This is a genomic window from Roseimaritima multifibrata, assembly GCF_007741495.1.
Classification (GTDB): domain Bacteria; phylum Planctomycetota; class Planctomycetia; order Pirellulales; family Pirellulaceae; genus Roseimaritima; species Roseimaritima multifibrata.
In genome coordinates, this window is record NZ_CP036262.1 from 288,053 (window position 1) to 304,935 (window position 16,883).

The 16,883-nt window shown below is 53.4% G+C and carries 11 protein-coding genes; 3 read left to right on the forward strand and 8 right to left on the reverse strand.

Translation table 11 applies throughout. The annotated features are described in order from the left end of the window. The first annotated feature begins 90 nt into the window (after nt 1-90). Nucleotides 91-1,083 (forward strand): zinc-dependent peptidase, encoded by a 993-nt coding sequence (locus FF011L_RS01115; protein WP_145349559.1) that lies wholly within the window; start codon nt 91-93, stop codon nt 1,081-1,083. Between the two features lie 194 nt (nt 1,084-1,277). Here FF011L_RS01115 and FF011L_RS01120 read toward each other — a convergent pair whose 3' ends face one another. The 3 genes from FF011L_RS01120 to FF011L_RS01130 all read right to left on the reverse strand — a co-directional run bounded on the left by FF011L_RS01120 (nt 1,278) and on the right by FF011L_RS01130 (nt 5,002). Then, on the reverse strand, nt 1,278-2,834 hold the full coding sequence (locus FF011L_RS01120; protein WP_145349560.1) for an SBBP repeat-containing protein: 1,557 nt from the start codon (nt 2,832-2,834) through the stop codon (nt 1,278-1,280). Nucleotides 2,835-2,840: 6 nt separating this feature from the next. Next, nucleotides 2,841-3,824 (reverse strand): DUF1559 family PulG-like putative transporter, encoded by a 984-nt coding sequence (locus tag FF011L_RS01125; protein ID WP_145349561.1) that lies wholly within the window; start codon nt 3,822-3,824, stop codon nt 2,841-2,843. A 236-nt stretch (nt 3,825-4,060) separates the two neighbouring features. Further along, the gene (locus FF011L_RS01130; RefSeq protein ID WP_145349562.1) at nt 4,061-5,002 is read right to left on the reverse strand and encodes a PepSY domain-containing protein; all 942 of its coding nucleotides are present in this window, start codon (nt 5,000-5,002) and stop codon (nt 4,061-4,063) included. Nucleotides 5,003-5,336: 334 nt separating this feature from the next. Between FF011L_RS01130 and FF011L_RS01135 the strand changes: the two genes are divergently transcribed. Beyond that, nucleotides 5,337-5,546, forward strand: coding sequence for a carbon storage regulator (locus FF011L_RS01135; RefSeq protein ID WP_145349563.1), 210 nt, complete (start codon nt 5,337-5,339; stop codon nt 5,544-5,546). A gap of 466 nt (nt 5,547-6,012) precedes the next feature. After that, nucleotides 6,013-6,942, forward strand: a complete 930-nt coding sequence (locus FF011L_RS01140) for a DUF6268 family outer membrane beta-barrel protein (RefSeq protein WP_145349564.1) — start codon at nt 6,013-6,015, stop codon at nt 6,940-6,942. A gap of 19 nt (nt 6,943-6,961) precedes the next feature. On the opposite strand, the gene FF011L_RS01145 is transcribed toward FF011L_RS01140, so the two are convergent. From FF011L_RS01145 to cysN, 5 genes are all read right to left on the reverse strand, one after another. Beyond that, on the reverse strand, nt 6,962-8,587 hold the full coding sequence (locus FF011L_RS01145) for a TolC family protein (RefSeq protein ID WP_246109654.1): 1,626 nt from the start codon (nt 8,585-8,587) through the stop codon (nt 6,962-6,964). Between the two features lie 26 nt (nt 8,588-8,613). Next, nucleotides 8,614-9,960: an HlyD family secretion protein gene (locus tag FF011L_RS01150; RefSeq protein ID WP_145349566.1), complete on the reverse strand. Its 1,347-nt coding sequence runs from the start codon at nt 9,958-9,960 to the stop codon at nt 8,614-8,616. A 55-nt stretch (nt 9,961-10,015) separates the two neighbouring features. Then, the gene (locus FF011L_RS01155) at nt 10,016-12,118 is read right to left on the reverse strand and encodes an ATP-binding cassette domain-containing protein (RefSeq protein WP_145349567.1); all 2,103 of its coding nucleotides are present in this window, start codon (nt 12,116-12,118) and stop codon (nt 10,016-10,018) included. 113 nt (nt 12,119-12,231) lie between these two features. After that, entirely contained in the window at nt 12,232-14,949 is a 2,718-nt protein-coding gene (ppc, locus tag FF011L_RS01160; RefSeq protein WP_145349568.1) for a phosphoenolpyruvate carboxylase, read from the reverse strand. Then, nucleotides 14,946-16,832: a sulfate adenylyltransferase subunit CysN gene (gene cysN, locus FF011L_RS01165; RefSeq protein WP_145349569.1), complete on the reverse strand. Its 1,887-nt coding sequence runs from the start codon at nt 16,830-16,832 to the stop codon at nt 14,946-14,948. The genes ppc and cysN overlap by 4 nt, the downstream gene beginning before the upstream one ends. Nucleotides 16,833-16,883 lie beyond the last annotated feature (51 nt).

The window sequence follows — 16,883 nt, forward strand, 5'->3', positions numbered from 1 at the left end:
CGCGATTTAGGTCACCTTTTTCGTCTCAAAACCCCGCAAAGAGGCCTGCACCCTTTCTGGCTTGAGAGATTGGTGTGTTAGCATGTCGCCATGCTTATCACTCCTGAATTCAATCGAGTCAATCGCCGCTGGGCGATTGGGATTTCCCTTGTTGTGGCTGCAGGGATCGCCGTGCTGGCGATCTCGCAACCCTGGTTCCTGGCAGCATTGCCTTTGCCCGGGCTGGTCTATTGGTGGTTGCGTCGCAAGACGGTGCGACGCTTAAGTATCATGGCGGCCCCCTTCCCCGAATCTTGGGAGGCGACCTTGCAGGCTCAGGTCCCTTACTTTCGCATGCTGGATGAAAGCCAGCGTGAAGGTTTTCGCAATCGCATGAAAATCTTCTTGGACGAAGTCGCCATCACAGGGATTCGAACCGATGTCGACGAGGCGACGCGTGTGTTGGTCGGGGCCAGTGCGGTCATCCCCATTATGGGGTTGGAGGGTTTTGAATATGCGGGGCTGGGAGAGGTCTTAATTTATCCAGGAGCTTTTGGCGCCGATTATCAAACCGACGGTGTGGGAGATAAAAATACGTTGGGGATGGTCGGAGTGAATCACCTGAGCGGCGTGATGATATTGTCCAAGCCCTCTTTGCTCGCGGGCTTTGCCAATCCGGGTGACAAAGAGAATGTGGGGATCCACGAATTTGCACATTTGGTCGACAAAGCGGATGGCGAAGTCGACGGGGTGCCTGTGTCGGCTTCGCTTGAGGTTGCCGAGCCATGGTTGAAATGGGTTGGCCAAGAACTGAAATCGGAGGGGACGCGTGCGGGGATTCGCGATTATGCGTACACCAGTGAAGCCGAATATTTCGCGGTATTGTCGGAGTACTTTTTCGAAAAACCAGCTCTGTTGCAGGCGAAGCATCCAGAGTTGTACACGATGCTTCGCAAAATGTATCACCAAGATCCAAAGCGTCTCTTTCGCGGACGCTCAATGCGTCGAGGCCGAGTGCAACGCAACGCCCCCTGCCCCTGTGGAAGCGGCAAAAAGTATAAGAAGTGTTGCCTCCGCCGCTCAAAGCAAGGGCTGCCCAAATAAAGACAGGGGCGGCGATTGTCGCCTTTCGCTCGGGACGCAAAATTTATTGGCGACGTATTATCGGTCCAGTATGTTTCCGCTGGGAAGTAATCACTCGCACGAATCGCAAGCGGGTAAATAAACTTCCTTCCTTCCGCGAGGAAAACCGCTCACCGATGCCAAACGAGATGGTATTTAGCGGTAGCCGCCGTCATTCAGTCTGGCTGCCTTTTTAGTTTGGCTAGGATGACGTCACCGGCGTAGCAGCCTCCTTCATAGCAAAGTTCCTTGCCGCCTCCGCCGCCTGCGAACTGGGGTTGGTGGGCTCGCTTGACTGGCCAGCCAGGTCCATTGGTTGAACCGGTGAGGTAGAGATTGCCCTGCTTGTCGAGGAAACCGGCTCGGCCGTAGTCGTAGCTTTGGCCTCCTAGGTAACTGCTGAATTTCAATTGAGAGAAGTCTGCAGAAAGGAGCGTCGCGGTTGCGTCGTGAGGTTTCGCGTGCAGGGACTGCAGGGCTGTGGCGGTGATCGGGAAGTTGGCAGAGGATGTCTTGCCGGCAAAAAAGACGTTACCGTTGTGGTCGATGCCGATGCCGTCCGGTTCCTCTTCGCCGCTCCCACCGACGTACGTGCAGGCTAGCAGTCCTCCCGTGGACGTTGAAAATTTTGCGATCGCAATGTCGCTCTTGCCACCGGCAAACTTGCGTTGGAACGCCCCTTGGGTGACAGGCAAGTCGTCGCTGGTGGTCAACGTGCAGAGGTAGGCATTGCCATCCTGGTCGAGTGCCATGTTGTGAGTGCTGTTCCCCTCTTCGATTCCGCGGCTGCCAAAGTAGGTGCCGAACAGCAGTTGTGAGCCATCGGAACTTAGTTTGGCAATGAAGGCATCCCCTTCCCCGCTGTAGCTGCGGCGATGAGCTTGATCGGTCGTAGGCACGTCAACGGAGTGCGTCGAGAAGTTCAGGTAGACGTTATTGTGCTTGTCGGTGCGAAGCCCACAGTTTGGCGTTTCGTTACCGGAGCCTCCCAGCCACGTTGCCCAATGGACTCGGCTTCCATCGCCCGCGATCTTCAAGGCTCCGATTTCAACGCCGCCTGCAGGAGTCGGTTGGTAGGCGTTCGAAAACCAAGCTGCCGGTGGCAGTGGGCCTTTAGCGGTGTAATGGAGCGCGACATAGATATCGCCTTCTGCGTCAACGGAAAGGTCGCGGCAGAGCTGTCCGACGCCGACGTATGCCGCCCACTCGATTGCCGATCCATCTGGCTTTAGCTTGGCAACGAAGCCATTCTGGAGTCCGTAAATGCCATTGTCCGTTCCCTTGAATTCCGATTGGAACGAACCGTCGGTGACCGGGAAACCTGGCCCCGAGCGTCCGCTGATGTAGACGTATCCCGCCGCGTCCACTTCCACCGCATAAGCGCGATCGTAGTTGGGGCCACCAAGAAGAGTCGACCAGAGCAGTTGTCCATCGGCGTCAAATTTACTGACAAACGCATCGCAGTAACCGCCGCTTCCAATCTGGTTTCCCGATTGATCATGCTGCCGCTGAAGAACGCCCTCGGTTGTCGGGAAATCAGCGGACTGGGTTCCGCCGGTGATGTAGACACTCCCCGCTTCATCGACGAACACGTCTCGCGCGTGTTCCCAGTCGGATCCGCCCAAGTACGTCGAAAAGGCAAGTTCGTATGAATCCGCCGCGGCCGCACTGGGACCAAGCATCGCGAGAAAAGCGAACGCAAAGCAGGACGTGTAAAAAGCGATTCGTTGCATGGCCGCCTAGTAGTCGCCAATGACGTTATGGTCGTTTTTGCGACTGAGGTTCGAGAAAATATCTGGTGAGACGGTTTCGCTTAACGTTCGTGTGGAACCGTCCGCCAAGACAATCATCACGACGCCAGGGTGAAACGCGTAGGGGGATGCCTCATTATCAACATTGATGAATCGTTCGCAGGTGTCACAGCCCTTCGTCGTTCCGTCTTGCGACCAGTTGTAGATGCCGACGCCGTTGTTGCCGGCCCATGGTCCGTAGGCATAGAACTGAGCGTTGGTTGGGTCGGGTTGCTGCTTTCCTTGATTCCAGTGCTTCGGTTTTCCTGCCATTTCGAAAAGCAGAATCGTTTGGCTGGTCCCGTCAAGGATGTCAGCAAATCGGCTTCCTGTTTCATTCAGGATGCCGCAGTCCTCATCCCATACGTGGACCTTGCCGCCCGACGTCGACTGTTGCAGATGATGCAGTCCGCGAACGCCTTGATAGTCGCTTGCAATGGCCGTGATGTTTGGAAGTGCACTTACGTCGGTCGTCCAGCCAACGTTCCATCCGGAGTAGATCGGCATGACGCCATCGCTTGGTGAGGATGGGCAGGAGAAAGAGGGTACCTGTTGATTGACGGCGGGCTGGTTGGCGATGTCATCGAAGCCATAATGTTGGTTGTAGATGTCATGCAGATTCGATCCTTCCATGAAAGGAAGGACCATCGCCAAGAATCCTGTCACCACCTTGGTGGGATTACCCGTTGAGCCGATTCCATCGTAGACCAGCCTGCCCGGTGGCAAAGTGTTCAGCGAGCCGTGGTAAGTGTGGCAAGCCAAGCCCACCTGACGCAGGTTATTGCTGCACTGCATTCGGCGGGCTGCCTCTCTAGCCGCCTGCACTGCAGGTAATAACAGCCCGACCAGGACGCCGATAATAGCGATGACGACCAGCAGTTCAACCAACGTAAAAGCGTTGCGATTCGATGGTTTATGGTTGCCAAAGTGCATGGATTTCCTCTGCTATAGAAAGTTGTCAACATTAGTTGTCGCGTTCCTGGCTGGCGGAGGTGAAAGCGGGCGAACCCGACAATCCCAAGCTGGCTTGGTGCTGAAACTGAGAATTAGTCTCAATAGTAATTCCGTTGTCGCCCATTCGGCAAGCCCTTACTGCCTAAAAAGTGCTAATCAGCTAAAAAAGCGGCAATTAGCGGCTGGCAAGGGCGCAAAGCAGGCGACACGGTGCACTACAGCTTGGTGGTGGCATAGAAATGCATCATGCCGTAATACATGGTCGCCGCGGTGACCACGCTTAGCGATAGGACGATTCCTCCCAGCAGGCGCGTTCGCTTGATCTGCCACCACATCAGCAAACCGGTGACGCCCCAGGTGACCATCGCGATCGCCATTGCATCGATAAACAGAGACCAGATCCTGCGGAAATTCCAATGAGGGGGCTGGCCATGCGAGGTGTGCAGTCGCACGAAAAACGCACGAGGTGAATACCCGTCTTCGCCAGTGTATTTGGTGATGTCCACGTGCCCATCCCGAAGGACATAAGTGACGCGGACGGGGGTGTCGTCGACCTTCGCAAGGAAATTCAACTTGCACCAGCCGAGCGGTTCGATCTTTCCGTTCGATTCGATGCCCGTGTGGTTTAGGGCTGTTGGCACGGTCTGCTTGGCAATTTCGAACGGATTGGGGGCGATTTGGAGTCGATCGATTTCTTTCAGGGCAGGTTCAAAAGGTTCATGGTTCTCAGGGAATTTGGCAACCCAGGCCGACTTGTCGACGGGGTTTAGATGAACGGCATGCCTCGTTCCCCCCTCCTTCAGTTCGAAGGCGATGTCGTTGGTGAATTCGGGGGCTTGGTCGGGATTCACTTCGATAGTGGAATCGGGGGCAGCTTTGCGCATGGCCGCGAGGACTTGCTCGGCCAATTCAGCTCCGTCAGGAAAGTTCGCCCATGCGGAATCCGCCAGTTTACTCGCCTCCACCCGCGATATTTCGGCTTCAGGAAATAGCCCCGAATGATTGAGCATGGCTCCCGTAGCACCGTAGAGGAACACCCAGGGAAGGAGGAACAGGCCGATGTACAGGTGCACGCGACGCAGGATCATCAGGGCTTTACTGCGACTCTTCCGCGGCCAGCGACTTTTGGTACGCGGTGGGGCTTTATCCGTTGTCATTCACTTATCGCTCGGGTGGTGTCAGAAAAATCCAATCGCAGATAACAAGGGTTTTGCTGCGTGCAAAGTGCAAGCGGTTGGTCCCGTTTCATCGAAAATTCGCGTTTGGATGCGACGTTTCATGCGAACAAACAAAAACCCAAAAACCCAAAAGAGTTGCTGCAAGCGATTGGAGTATGCACGCCGCGAAACACATGTCAATGTTGGGAGCTCGCGACCGATTCGCGAAGCCTAGGACCTAAGTTGTCACGCCGCTGCTGATACTAATTGTGTTGGGAGGCGGCAATCCAACGAAATCACTTCGCCGCAGCAATCGAAATCAAGGAAGAATCCAATGCTAGTACTAAGTCGCAAAATTGGTGAGAAGTTGGTCATCGACGGAAATATCACGGTCCAGGTAGTCCGAGCCAAAGGAAACCGAATCACCCTGGGAATCGTCGCACCCGCCGAAGTGAAGGTCCTTCGTGGTGAACTGGAGCCATACCCTGCCAAGGAATCGTCGATCGAATTCGAACTTAACGATGAACTGTTGCAGACCTGCTAAAGCGATGGCTCGCTGGATTTGCCATTTGGCAAATTGATTTCCTGGCAAGCTGGCATGGGGCCTTTTCTCCCTGCCACACTCGCAACTTATGAATCGCACGCCCCGGAGGGCTAAAAGCACTGCACTCAGACTCGGATGGACAGGGTTGAAATCGTCACCTAGAAGTTTTTTACGTCCCGCAGGGATAGCCCATTCGCAATTCCCCTCACTCGCGAGCCACTTTCTTGGCGGGCAGTCCCGTCCTAACCTGCCCAGCTATCGACCGTGGAATGATTTTCATCAGGCCACTCCGGGATAGCACGGCCAAGTCTTTGCCCCTGTCTTTGTGTCGGGCCTGCAGGCTGTCGATTTGGAACTTCTTTTGTCCTGATTGGGCTTGTTTCCGCAATAGAATGGCATGGAGTTCCTTGGGGACTTTGGTGTACTGTTCTGCTGTTGTTTTAAGGATGCATCGCAAAGGATTGGAATGCGTCGGCTTTTTGCCTGTTTAATGGTTCTGCTAACCGTTTGTTGCTTTGCGCAGCAACCGTTGATGGACCTACGCAGCGATGACGGAATGGTCTTTGATGAAAGCGTGAACTATGACCTTGGCGATACCGAAGCGGAACTAGCCAAATTTAAGAAACAGGCACTGCAAAGCATTTCGCTAACGACCGGTTTTCTTGCCGACACGGGCGATGGCGGGCTGAGCAGTTCTTATTTGGATGCGTCGATTGGAAGTGGGATCCCCTTGGGGAGTCTGGACAATATTCTAGGCATAACGCCTCGTTTCCGAATCGATTGGATCGACGCCGATCCGTCGATCGATATTCCCAGCCAGCTATATCAGTTCGAGCTTCAGTTCTTTTATCGACGAGTCATTCACGAACGGCTTTCGGCGATCGTCGTCTTCAGCCCCTCCATTCGCAGTGATTTGACGACCAGCGACAACGCTTTCCGAATCTTCGCCCTGGGGCTATTGAATTGGGAGTGTGTGCCCGACCGTCTGACCCTTTCCGGCGGGGCCGTTGTGTTGGGGCGTGCCGATCTTCCTGTGTTGCCAGCAATCGGGCTTACTTGGACTCCCAGTCGTGTTGTCCAGTTGGATTTGCGTTTCCCCAGTTCAATGCTCGCCTACCGTTTCGCCAAAGATGGCCGCCGCAGCGAAAAGTGGGCTTATGGATCGATTGGCCTGGGGGGAAACACCTGGGCCGTTACGCGGCAGTCTTTTCAACCGGACGAGCTGTCGACGCGTGACATTCGCCTGACGCTAGGAATCGAAAAACGGTTGGATGGCGGCGGCGGTTGGTTTGCCGAGACTGGTTATGCTTTCGATCGACGTTTAGAGTACGAAAGCGACGGATCGGAACTGAATCTTGGCGATGCACTGTTCTGTACCGCTGGCTGGCGGTACTAACGTTTGAGAGGCTTGGGCGTTAGAAGCCTTCGCGTTCGTTTGGCGGTAGCTCGGCAACCATCATCGCTTGATCAAGCGGATCCAGTCCCAGGGCGTATTGCATTTCCGCTAATGCGACAAACCAAGCTCGCTGCGATTCGACAAGTTTGATTTTCGTTTCGTTTGCTTTGGTTTCAACCAAGTTAAGGTAGATCAAATCTGCCTTGCCTCTTTCAAATGCGAAACGATACAGCTCAAGCGTCTTGGTCGCTGCACGTAACGAAATATCGGCCTGCTCAACGACCTGTTGGGAAAGGACCAACGCGTTGTGCGCGGTTCTCAGTTCGGCTCCGATTTTGTCTTGAACCAGTCTCAGTTTTTCATTCAGTTGAACAATCTTCGCCGACGTTGATTGAATCTTGCCGCGTGCCTTGCGGCGTTGAATGGGTATCTCGCTCTGAAAACCAATCACTAGCTCGAATTCACTTTTGTCATCTGATTTAGTCGCCGGTGGTCCGATATCCTGCGACGCTTCGGCGACGAAATCGAATTGTGGCAGCATGTCGTTGCGAGCCAGTTGAGAATCGAGTTCCGTTTGCCGCAACGCGAACCGTATTAGCTCGGTCTCGGGACGCCGAGAAATCGCTGCCGCATAATCACTTGCGAAACTGTTCAGGTCGGGGCGTTCGATGAGCGGAAAGTGTTTCGGGATCCAGCGATCATCAGGCAACATTGGCTGACCGTTTTCATCGCGTAAAAAGAGACTTAGTTTAAAAGATGTCTCGCGGTACTTCTGTTCGGTTTCCAATCGCTTTGCACGGCGCTCCGCAATCAGTTGCTGGTTAAGAATCAAGTCGATTTCTGCAAATTTGCCTGCGTCGACACCCACCTTGAACTGTTCGCCTCGTTCTTCCGCCAAGTCAAGTAACTCGGTCTGTGCTCGTAAGACGGCCCCTGCTGCGACCCACTGCCAATAGATTGCAGCCGCGTCGAGTGACGAATCGAGAATCGTTTTTCGGACCAGAGGCTGGGCGGCTTGTCTTGCCAAAGACGCTTGGAAGACGGCGACGCGTTGCGCGTCGATTGCACGCCCCCGCAGCAGCGGTTTCGAGAATCCCAGCTTGAATTCGCCCGCTTCGTCCGTTTGACGTTCTTTGTACCAGGGTTGAAACGACCCGCGGCCTATGCGGTATCCGGCTGCCAGATATCCGCCCCACCAAGTCTGCCTAGCGACGCCGATCCCCTGCCGATAGTTCCTGTAGAAACCTGTTGGCTCTGAAAGCGAGTGGGCGTCTAGCTTCGTATCATACGCACCGTAAGCCGATAGCAATTGCCCGTCTGCGACGCGTGACTCTTGACGAATGCGGGTGATTTCCGGGTAGGATCGGTACAAGCTGGCCACGACGTCGGCAAGTGTTAGCATGTCCGAATCATCGCTCGGTTCCTCGGCTTGCTCCGATTTGGCAAGCTCTCCCAGCGGCAATTCCTCCGCGGCCGTGACGGTCGATCCCTCATCCGACTTCTTCGCCAATTGTTTGCTGAGCGAACTTTGGAATTCTTCTTGGTGTTCGATTTCACTTAGAAATTGAGAGAAGGATCCCGAGGCGTCGTTGTCGATGGCTTGCCCACTGGCATTGTGGCAACAGAGAGCAAGCAAAATGAACACGAAGCATTTGACAGGCTTGCTAGCAATCAAAGCTTGGGCAATTTCATTTTGCTTTCTTTCGCTTTCCCGTCGGGTTCGTTGGCGGCCACAACAGGTGGAAATCCGTTTAATTGTCGCCATATCTCGTAGCCAAGAGGGACTTGTTTTAGCAGTACCCAACCATTCGTGCGTACGCCCTGTCGTAAATATCGGTCGTCCGGCCATCCTGTCTCCCGCGCAAAGTGATTATCCGGAACAACTACTACTCGAAAGTTGCCCATCCCATCATCGGTTGGGAAGACTCGGTTAACTTTACCGCCGAAAGTGCCAACCGCTACGGAAGGCCATCCCACAAACTGCACCGCGGGCCAGCCCTCGAATTGCAGGCGGACGCGGTCCCCTTCGTGGATTAGGGGCATGTCATTTCCACTGACCTTCAATTCGACCGCCAAGTCCTCGGTGTCAGGGACAATGACGAACAACTGATCACCTTCTTTAATCGTGTCACTTCCTTCCAGTCCAAACCATTGTTGGATGTAGCCAGACCTGGGGGCTCGGATCTCTAGTCGATCCAATTCGCCACGCTTATTTCGCAGATCGATGATCTCTTTTTCGATGGTGTTGATTTTCTGCATCGACTCCAGCACTTTTTGGTTTGCCGTGCGATTTTTGATGTCGATATCTTGTCTCTTCGATTCAATTTCTTCCTCTTTGGAAAGCAGTGCCGCGTAGAATTCTTGCACCCCGTTTTCGGCTTTTAGGACTTTTGCTTTTGCAGATTGAACCGCTTGCCCCTTGGAGAAAAGTTCTTCGCGAGAGATCAGTCCTTTGGCGGCAACTTCTTCGGCGATCCGCAGTTGGTTTTCTTTGTCCTGTAGTTCGGCTTGCAGTGAGGTAACTTCGTTCTTGGATTGTTCCCACTTTTGTTTGGCCGCTTGATAGTCCTGTTTAAGCGATTCGGCCAAACTCTCGCCACTTAGTTGTTGTGAATTGGCGGCTTGTTGAGCCACTTCCAGACTGGACATCGCAGAAGCTTCTTTGGATTCCATCGCGATGATTTGGGTTTCTAACTGTAGAACTCCGTCGGCCGCAAACGGGGTCAGACGAAGCACGATGTCATCTTTCTCTACGAATGATCCTTCTCGCAGTCCTTCCTTGACATAGCTGACGACCCCTTTCGAAGGGCTGCGTACACGTTGTGGGCGTTCCTGAGGATCGAGGGCAATCACCGTGCCGATCCCTCTAGCCGTTTGCCGCCACGGCAAAAAGACCATCGCGATAATCGAAACCACCAACATTATGAATGTCACGCGAGCAATCAGACGAACCAGTCGCCCGGTGCGTACCAACTGCATCGCCGGAAAGTCGTCGAGGGTTTCTTGATTGTTAAGCACGTTTACACTTTGAAGAGAGTTGGTTCTGGATTCCGTTCGGTCGTGCGTTTGCCAGTTAGATTTCGATTCGTTCGTCGCAGAGTTCGGCGATTTCTTTATGATCGGTGAAAATTAGCAATGTCCACGGCGCATCGGGCTGGGCTAGGTAAATCCAGAGTTTGGCTCGCACTTGCGGAGTCAGTTCGTCCAGCAGACCATTGATGACGATCGCTTTTGGTTTGGTCACGATCGCGCGGGCGATCAGTAATTGGGTGACTTGGCTATCCGTGAGCGGGTAGCCATCGGATTGCAGGGGTGTTTGAAGCGCGTCGGGCAATCGCAGAATCGCTTCGCCCAATCCAACTTCACTTAAAGCCTCGCGAACATGGCTTGGACCGATGCCCGATCGTCCCAGGTCAATGTTTTCGCTGAGGGTTCCGTTGAAGATTTCGCGATCTCCCGCATACCCAACGATCGGGGTCTGCCGGCCGCCAGCAGCTAGGAAGGAATCATGTTCGCCAACCTGAACATAGCCATGTGATGGTTTGCATAGGCCAGCAATCGCACGAGCCAAGTCTGATTTTCCGTCCAGGTCGTTGCCTCGAATTGCGACCGTCGATCCAGCTTGGATGGTTTTAGTTGGGATTTTTGAAGTCGATTGTTTTCTCGCAAAAACCAAGTCGCTCCATTGAACCGAAATGGGACCGTCGGGCAGTTTTCCTGTCTCGCTTCTCGGGTCGGTAGGTAGGTCGATCAATTGCCCGACCTTGTCCATCCCGGCCATCAAGTCATAGAACTTCTCCAGCGACTTGCCCGCTTTTGCAAAGGCTCCCACGACAATGGTTACGACCAATTCACTGGCAACCAATTGACCAAGCGTCAATTGTCCATCAATGACCAGCCAGCCTCCAAGGACAAGCAGTGCGGTCGATGCGATCACTTGCAGACAAATCGCAAAGGCGACTTGGCGCAAAACAACGCGAAACTGACGTTGTCGCGCGGAAAGGTATTCCGCGGTCAACAGGTTCGCACGCTGGACCGCCAGCAGTTCGCCACCACCTGTTTTAAAAACGCTTGGGCAAGCCAACACGTCTTGCAACCAATGGGCGGCTTTGTACTTGATTTTGGATTCTTCGATTGCGGTTCGAATGCCTCCGCGACCAAGGATCCAGGTTATCGAAATCATCGCGATTACCAACGCGATATCAAAACCTAGTAGAAACGGGTGATAGAACGCCAAAAGAATGGAACCAAGGATCGTCGTCAGCACAATCGAAACCCCGTCCAGCAACAGGACCGCGGTCGATTTTTGAATCGTCATTATGTCGAACACGCGATTGGCAAACTCGCGGGGAAACTTACCCTTCAAGGCATCTTGGTTGGCCCGTGGGAATCGATGGGACAGATCGCTAACAATGCGGACAAATTGTCGACGTTGAATCATTTCGACAACAACGGTTTGCAAGACTCGCAACACACCCGCGATTCCCAGACAGGTTAGCAAGATCAAACCGAGCGCCAGCAATGGCTGTAAGTAGGTCCCCCAGCTAACGACATTCACTAACGATTCAACGGCAAGCGGTGTCGCCAGAGTTAAAATTCCAGCAACAAAAGCGAACAGGAATACCGTCCAAATGTCACGGCGTTCCAGCGCCAGTAGCGCAATGAATCGACGGGTCGGTGAAATGGTTTCAGATGGATGGTCATGATGACTATCCGTATGAGCCGCCGACAGGGAATCACACTCAAGCTCCTTCTTGGCGACAAAAAAGCGTTTCTCGCTGTCGTTCAAAATCCATTTTGTTAGCGTTCGCTTGCTGACCGTCTGCTGCTTAACCTGGTCCGAAATGGTTGTTGTTTCAAAGTGCTTTCCGGACATGGAATCAATGACGATAAATTTGCCGTCCCGCTGCGCAATGATGACGGGATAGCCCTCTTCAACGAACCCGATCGCTTCGCTGACCTTTTCGAATTTCGATTCCTGGATAAAGATGCCTGATCGTTTGGCACTGGCAATAAAGCCACCAAGAGGATCCGCCGGAAACGCATCGGCCGATTCTTCCGGATCCAGGATCGTCGATTGTTCGACTGAGATTTCGAACGTAAGCCCAATCTGAACAAGCAGCTTAAGAATCGTTGATTCCGTCGGAGTTTCGGCTGGGATTGAATCGTCCGGCACTGTTTTTCTTAGATAAGGATGCGTTGCTGGTCAGTGGAAACGAAATCCACCGAATCATTCTATTGAGGCGACAAGTTCGCCGCGGGTAAGCGGAGGGCGAGGTTCCGGGCACTTTACCCACTCGTTCGCAAGCCTGATGCGATACCGTTGATCGACAGTCGCGTTAAATGTCGGTGTTCTACTGAAGTGTCTTCGGATGCAATTCCTTGGTGTCGACGAAGTAGTTCCACTTGGATCAGGTTCAACGGGTCGATGAATCGGTTTCGGATTCGAATCGATTCTTTTAACCACGGCGTGCCATCAAGAAGCTCTTGTTGCCCAGTAACCGCGAGAACAACCCGGCACGATTCGTGAAACTCATCAGCGATCATGTTGGCTAGTTGCTGACAAGATTCCCGATTGGTGGCCAACTTCAAATATTCATTCGCAATTTCTAAATCCGACTTAGCAAGTGCCAGTTCAGCGTTGTCGACCAGGGCGCGGAAAAATGGCCAATCCGAATACATCGAATGCAGTTCAGCAAGTTGCTGATCACTATCGATCGTTTTACCTAAAGCGGTCCCGATCCCATACCAGGCAGGAATTAGGCATCGTGATTGTGTCCATGAAAATACCCATGGGATCGCTCTCAGGTCGCTCAGCCCACCATTCGGTTTGCGTCTTGAAGGTCGCGATCCAATTGGCAATTGTTCGATTTCCGAAATCGGCGTGACGCTGCGGAAAAATTCAATGAACCGTGGTTGCTCAAGCAGTTCGCGATATTTTACGAGCGAAGCCTTTGACACCGTCTCCATGCGTTCGTACCAACGCTGTGAATCCGAATCCTTGGGAGAGCCGGTCGCCAAAAGTGACGACCAAATGAGTTGTTCTAAGTGACGGTGAGCGATCGCGGGATCATCGTATCGGTCCGCCAGGACCTCGCCCTGTTCGGTTAATCGTAATGAGCCATTAAAAGTTCCTCGCGGCAAAGATAGGATGCTCCGTGCTGCGGGACCTCCGCCTCGGCCTAGTGATCCACCGCGACCGTGAAAGAAGGTTAGTTCAATACCGTTCTTCTTAGCGGTGTCTACCAGTGCCTGTTGGGCTTGATGCAATGCCCAGCATGCCGAGAGGTAGCCACCATCTTTTGTGCTGTCCGAATACCCCAGCATGATGACTTGTCGGTCGTCTTGTCGGCGAAGCAAGTTGCGATACGCCGGGATCGCTACCATTCCTGCCAAAATTTCGGGGCCGGCGGTCAGGTCGTCAATGGTTTCAAGCAAGGGGACGATCGGGACGCAGTCATTTGAATCTGCAGAATTGGGTTGTGTAAACTCCCACAACCACAACACGGTTAGCACATCACTCGGTGCGTTTGTCATGCTGATAACAAGCGTGCCAATTGCAGACGGAGATTCCTCTGTGGCGACTTGGTGGAGCGTACGAAACAAAGCAAGGGTTTCGGTTGCAATGCTTGACAGACTGGATTCATCGACCGGGAAACTGCGCCCCAAGGTTTTTGACAAAATGTCGACGCGCTGGGCTTCGGTCAATCGATCTGGATCAAGGGTCGCGTCCCTTTTCTGTAATAGTTCGCCCACCACTTGCGAATAGACACTTGCGTTTTGCCTCACATCCAGTCGTGCCAAATGGAAGCCGAAAGTTTCGATTTGCGTTTGCCAGACACTCAGTTCGCGAGCGATGTAATCATTGGACGGAAAGACCTCGGTCGCTTGGTGCAGGAGGTTGACGTCATCCGCTAGTTGGGATGCCGACCGATAGCCGTTCGCTTTGGTTTGCGAATCGGTTGACCGTTGTGACTGTTCTAGCTTCCAACGAATAATCGAAAGCCACCGACGAATCCATTCCGTGGGGGGAAGCGATGCTAGGCGTTCTTTCAAGTGCGGCCATCGCTTCACGGCTTTGTCGATTGCATTGGCAAGCAGATCGTCGATCGACACCTGTCGCGTTGAAATGCTTAGTGAATCGAACAACCGATCGCAGGCATTCAAGTGGAAAGTGAGCGCTTCGCGTCGGAGCCATTCGAAAGTGTTTCTGGTCACGTCTGCGGTGACGCCTGGATGACCGTCGCGGTCGCCGCCAATCCATGAACCGAACGTAATGACCGGCCGGTTGGAGCGAACCTTGTCGCCATAGTTCTCCGAGACCGCCTGAGCGATTTCATCGGCGATCCGAGGGACTTCGTTCCAGAGGACTGGTTTAATCGATAGACCGCGTGCTACTTCTTGCATTACCGAAGGTCGCCATGGCCGGATGAAATCGGTGTGCCACAGCTTTGCAATCTCGGCTTGAATCAGTCGCCTGGTTTGATCTCTTGATTCTGGAGGTTGACCCTCGTTGTCGTCGTTTAGCAGGCGCCGAATCGCTCGTAGTTTACTTCGTACCGACCGACGTTTGGCTTCGGTCGGGTGGGCAGTAAAGACAAGATCGATGTGGAGCGTATCAAGAATCTTTTGAACTTCCTCAGCCGATTTTCCTTGTGCCTTCAATTCGGCCAACGCGGCCCGAATCGATTCGGTACGCGGGTTCGGATAGACCTGCCTCGCACGTGTGTCCAGGACTTGGATGCGGCGACGGTCCTCGACCAAGTTAAACAGGTCCAGCATGATCGTGAACGCCCGGATGACGATCTCCAGTTGGTCGGGATCCAAATCCGCAATCAGCTTTTTTAGAGCCTCATCGGCACGCTCCGAACCAACTCGCCGATGCCAGGCAGCAAGCCGAATTTGCTCCACGATTTGAAACGATTTTTCCCCTGCAAACTGTCGAATCGTCTCGCCCAGTTCGGTACCAAGGAACCCAATTTCTTCTCGCATTTCTGTACTATTCATATCTTTTTCAAGATCTCCTTTACCGCTTCGTTGATGGAAGTCACGCTGGTGTCAAAGACCAGGTCTGCTTGGTTTGGTGATTCATATTCAAAGGTGACGCCTGGAAAGCTTGTGATTTCACCTGAATCGGCTGCCTGGTACTGTCCGGTTTGGTCGCGTTGGCGGCAGACCTCCGCACTGGTGCAAAGGTGGACGTGCAAAAATCGTTCTTCGCCAATCAGCTGTCTGGCTTTTATTCGGACCCAGTCACTTGGAGCGACGAAAGCGGCGATACAGATTTGTCCAGAATCGTTGATCAGTTTGGCGATCTCCGAAGCGCGGCGGAGATTCTCGGATCGTTCTTCGGCTGTGAATCCAAGATCGCGACTGATTCCCAGACGCATTGTCTGACCGTCCAAAACGATCGCGATTCGATTGCTCTCGAATAATCGTTTTTCAAGCGCCGTCGCGATGCTTGTCTTGCCGCTACCACTTAGCCCCGAAATGAGGATCGTTCGTGGCTTATTGCCGTAACGCTGGGCACGTTGATCCGCTGACACCAGGCTCTTCGCCAGTTGGGGGCGGACTACCGACGACGCGGCATCCCAATTCCCCGCTGCAGGTATTTCCGGTTTTACGACGGTCAGCATCCCTGCTGCGACGGTTTCATGATTGATTCGGTCGACTACGATGAACGATCCCGTCGCACGATTTTCGTGATACGAATCAAAGGCGAGTGGATCCCGCAAGAGGATTCGACAGCAACCGATTTCATTCAGCGACAGCGACGACGCGGTGGTCCGTGAAAGGGTATTTACGTCAACACCATAGTGGATCGTCTGAATTTCACATGACGTTCGCCGCGTAGTTTGTTTCAGCCAGTACTGTCTGCCCGGCACCAATGCGGTTTCAGACATCCACAAGATCGTTGCATCGACCCGTGTGCTGACGGCCGGAGGGGCTTTGTCATTGACAAACATGTCCCCCCGGGAGACGTCGATTTCATCGGCCAGGGTGACAGTTACGGCGTCCGTAGCGGCGGCCTCGTCAAGGTCGCCCGCCATGGTCACAATCCGCTCCACGCGTGACTTCTTTTGCGACGGGAGCACGGTGATGTCGTCGCCTACTCTCAGATTTCCTGACAGGATCGTTCCGCTGAAACCACGGAACGAAGCGTCGGGCCGGTTGACCCACTGAACCGGAAATCGAAGGGAGTTGTTGGATTGGGTGTTGGTCACGGGAGCGTCGTTTAACTGCTTCATTAGCGTGGGCCCATCGTACCAATCCGCTCGCTGGCTCGGTTGAACGATATTGTCGCCATCGAGGGCTGATAACGGGATCGCCCAGATCGTTTGGATATCCAGGTCTAAGGCAAATTTGGCAAAATCGGCTTGGATTTCCTCAAAGGTCTCTTGGTCAAAATCAACCAGATCCATCTTGTTCACCGCCAGCACCACTTGTTGAATGCCCAACAAGGAAACAATAAAAGCATGCCGGCGCGTTTGAGTGGAAACACCTTTTGTTGCATCGATCAAGAGGATCGCTAGGTCTGCGGTGGAAGCACCGGTTGCCATGTTGCGGGTAAATTGTTCATGACCGGGTGTGTCCGCGATAATGAATTTTCGAGTCGCCGAAGTGAAGTAGCGGTAAGCTACGTCGATGGTAATACCCTGCTGACGTTCGTCCTCCAGACCATCTAGTAAGAGCGCCGTATCCAGATGACTGCCAGCAGTTCCGTGCTTGGCCGATTCGGCCTGCAAAACTTCGATTTGGTCGTCGTAGATCGCGCCCGATTCAAGTAGAAGTCGCCCGATCAAGGTGCTCTTGCCGTCGTCAACATTTCCACAGGTAATGAAACGAAGCAAATCTTTCGTGTTCTGGTTGGACATCGTTTCGGCGGTCATCGTTTTTCCTGTCGTGTGATTAAGACCGGGGAGTAAGCTGCCGCATTGGGG